The organism is Deltaproteobacteria bacterium (assembly GCA_009930495.1).
In the GTDB taxonomy this organism is placed as follows: Bacteria; Desulfobacterota; Desulfovibrionia; order Desulfovibrionales; family Desulfomicrobiaceae; genus Desulfomicrobium.
Map to the genome: position 1 here is coordinate 1 of RZYB01000260.1, position 2,771 is coordinate 2,771.

The 2,771-nt window shown below is 59.8% G+C and carries 3 protein-coding genes; 2 read left to right on the top strand and 1 reads right to left on the bottom strand.

Features of this window, described 5'->3' with window-relative positions:
- Nucleotides 1-1,058: hypothetical protein (locus EOL86_13445; GenBank protein NCD26580.1), on the bottom strand; the 1,058-nt coding region annotated here is incomplete at its 3' end.
- Nucleotides 1,059-1,710: 652 nt separating this feature from the next.
- On the opposite strand from EOL86_13445, the gene EOL86_13450 reads away from it, so the two are divergent.
- Together EOL86_13450 and EOL86_13455 are read left to right on the top strand one after the other, a co-directional pair.
- The gene (locus EOL86_13450; protein ID NCD26581.1) at nt 1,711-2,094 is read left to right on the top strand and encodes a hypothetical protein; all 384 of its coding nucleotides are present in this window, start codon (nt 1,711-1,713) and stop codon (nt 2,092-2,094) included.
- A 65-nt stretch (nt 2,095-2,159) separates the two neighbouring features.
- The coding region (locus tag EOL86_13455) for a response regulator (GenBank protein NCD26582.1) at nt 2,160-2,771 on the top strand (612 nt) is incomplete at its 3' end.

The window sequence follows — 2,771 nt, forward strand, 5'->3', positions numbered from 1 at the left end:
TAACTGTTCCCGATCCAGAGATGACCATCCGGAGTGACGGCTATGCCACGGTTCCCGGCGCCGCCGGTGTAAGCCTTCGTCCATATCAGCGTTCCGTCCGGAGCCAGCTTGGAGACGGTGTTGCCCAGATGCGTGTTGTAGATAAAGCCGTTGGAATCGACCGCCAGCCCGTAAGACCCGCCGTCGACCGCATGATTGGTTTCCGTTCCCGTGGCCGGATCGTACCGTGAAATGCTTGATGCACTCCAACCCGAGGACCAGAGAACGCCGTTGCCGTCGATGAGGCCACCGTAGCCGCTGTCTGAACCCAGATTGACCGGGGCCCCGATGGCGGCACCGGTTTCTCCGTCATATTTCTGGTGGACCTTGTTACCGTACCCGCCTGTCCAGACATTGTTGTCCTTGTCAACGGCGATTGTCCTGACATTCGTACCGGCCGTTCGCACGTACAAGAGCGTCGCGGAGTCCTCGGAAGTGCTTGTGCCTCCCATGGTGTCAACCCCTCCCGCATTCGACCAGCCAAGCAAATTAAAGCTGCTCCCGTTCCAGATACCGGTCGATGTCATGCCCGTGGGACTGGCGGAAAGCTTCACCACGGAACCCAGCCCGCCATTGGCCTGATCACGATTGCCGACCCACACGTCGCCATTTTTATCGACCGTGGTGCGGGATGGATTTGCCGCTTGCCCTACCGGAGCAGTGTGGTACTCCCCGTAGACGGCTCCTGCTCCAGCGGCTGATTCGGCCAGGGTGACACGGCCATCGGCTTCGACATGGTCCGTGTTGATGCGTACGGCCGTGCCACGTCCGGAAAGGGCAACCCATATGTGATTGAACGGCGTGAGCACCGCGTCATTGAGGCGCAGATGGCCGTCGCCGCTGACCGGTGGCGGATCGGAATTGACGTTGGTCAGTACGCCTGTCGCCCAGTCGTCCGTCGTGGTGAAATTGAACGATCCGGCCATGACCGGCGTTGCCGTGAACACGAAAAAGAAAGCGGCGATAGCGGCGGAGCGCCATCGTCCGTTTTCCCAAGTAAGCGGCGAAATCATTTTCATACTGCTACCCCCTTGAGTTTCTTACATTCATCAAACTCCTCAATCGAAGACGTTGGTATTTTTCATCCTGCTACCTCCCTGAATTGCATGCTATCGTGCACAAAACATGCAACATGTGTCGCTTGAAAAACCCTTTGATTTTATTGTCAAAAACAGTTTGATTTCGTCCTGAGCGAGTGGCGAATGTAAATTTCTCCGACGGTTATGCAGCGAAAACTCAAAATATTCAATTATGCCAAAATGTTACCTTGTGATAATTTCACCGACACACATCGGGAAATTTCCCTGCCCGGCGCCAGTTGACCCGCTTTGCGCGCCCTTACGCCGCGCCCGGAACGCGGCGCGCCCGTTAGCGTTCAACGGCAACCCGCTGGGCGCCCAACCCCGGTCGGCGCCACGTTCACGAATCCCTGATCCACGTCCCACGCACCCGGGTCTGTCAAAATAATCCGACAAGGTTGCATCTTCACGCCCGTCAGCTATCCAGACAATAAACAGGATGGACCATCATGGAAAAAATCGGCCTCTTGCTCTTTCTGGCCGGAATGCTGGGGCTGGTGCTGTCGTTCAGAAGGCTGGACAAACGCAGACCGCGTCACGGTCTGCCGTCTTCGTTCGACTTCAGCCATTACAAACGAATCGAGCACAACCGATGAGCATGACACTCGAAGACGTGGAGCTTCTGGCCTTCGACCCGCCGTTTCTGGGGATGCCCGCCGGCCCCTGTCATTGCGGCAGATGGGAGCGGGAAGGCGAGGGGTTCGTGGAAATCTTCATTCGCGTGGAAAAAGAACGGATCGCGGACGTGGGTTTTCTGACCAACATCCACGGCGAGGGCATCCTCTGCGCCGCCCTGTGCTGCCAGACCCTGCTCGAAAAATCCGTGGATGAAGCGCGCGCAATCGACGAGCACGACATCCTCGCTGTCCTTCCGCCCAAGGCACGCACCGAATCCGTGCAGCAAATCGCCATCCGCTGCGCGGCCGCCGGCCGGAAGGCGGCCAACGGCACACCGGCCGGACTGTCCGCGTCCTGAGCCAAGACCGAAAACCGCGCGGCATTTCTCTTTTCCTCCGACCAGGCCGGTGATAGATCCCGACCATGGCTCTTCCAGTCACGCCCAGCCCCCGCCGCATCCTCATGATCGAAGACGAGGAATTGATCCGCCTGACCGTGGGGGATCATCTGCGCGACGAGGGACACGATGTCCAGGAAGCCGCCGGCGGCGTGGACGGCCTGAGCCTGTTCGACCCGGACCGGCACGACGCCGTGCTTCTGGATCTACGTCTGGGCGACATGGACGGGCACGCCATCCTGGCCCGCATCCGTCGGCAATCCGCGGACGTCCCGGTCATCATCGTGTCCGGAGCCGGGAACATGCAGGACGTCATCAAGGCCCTGCGCGCCGGGGCCTCGGACTACCTAACCAAACCCATCCTGGACTTCGCCCTGCTGGACCTGGCCCTGGCCAAGGCCTGGGAACGCCTGGACCTGTTGCGGGAACGTCGCCGCCACGCCCTGGAGCTGGAAACCAAGGTCCGCGAACGCACGGCCGAACTGTCCCTGGCCAACGCCAAGCTGCGCGAAAACGAATCCCTTATGCGTCAGATCCTGGACAACATTCCGGAAGTGTTCTGGCTGCACCAAATCGACCCGCCCCAGGTTCTCTTTGTCAGCGCGGCCAGCACGCGGATTTTCGGTCTGCCGCCGCAG

Excerpts from the sequence above, each read along its gene's own strand:
- EOL86_13450 (NCD26581.1), top strand. The coding sequence starts at position 1,711 with ATGAGCATGACACTCGAAGACGTGGAGCTTCTGGCCTTCGACCCGCCG.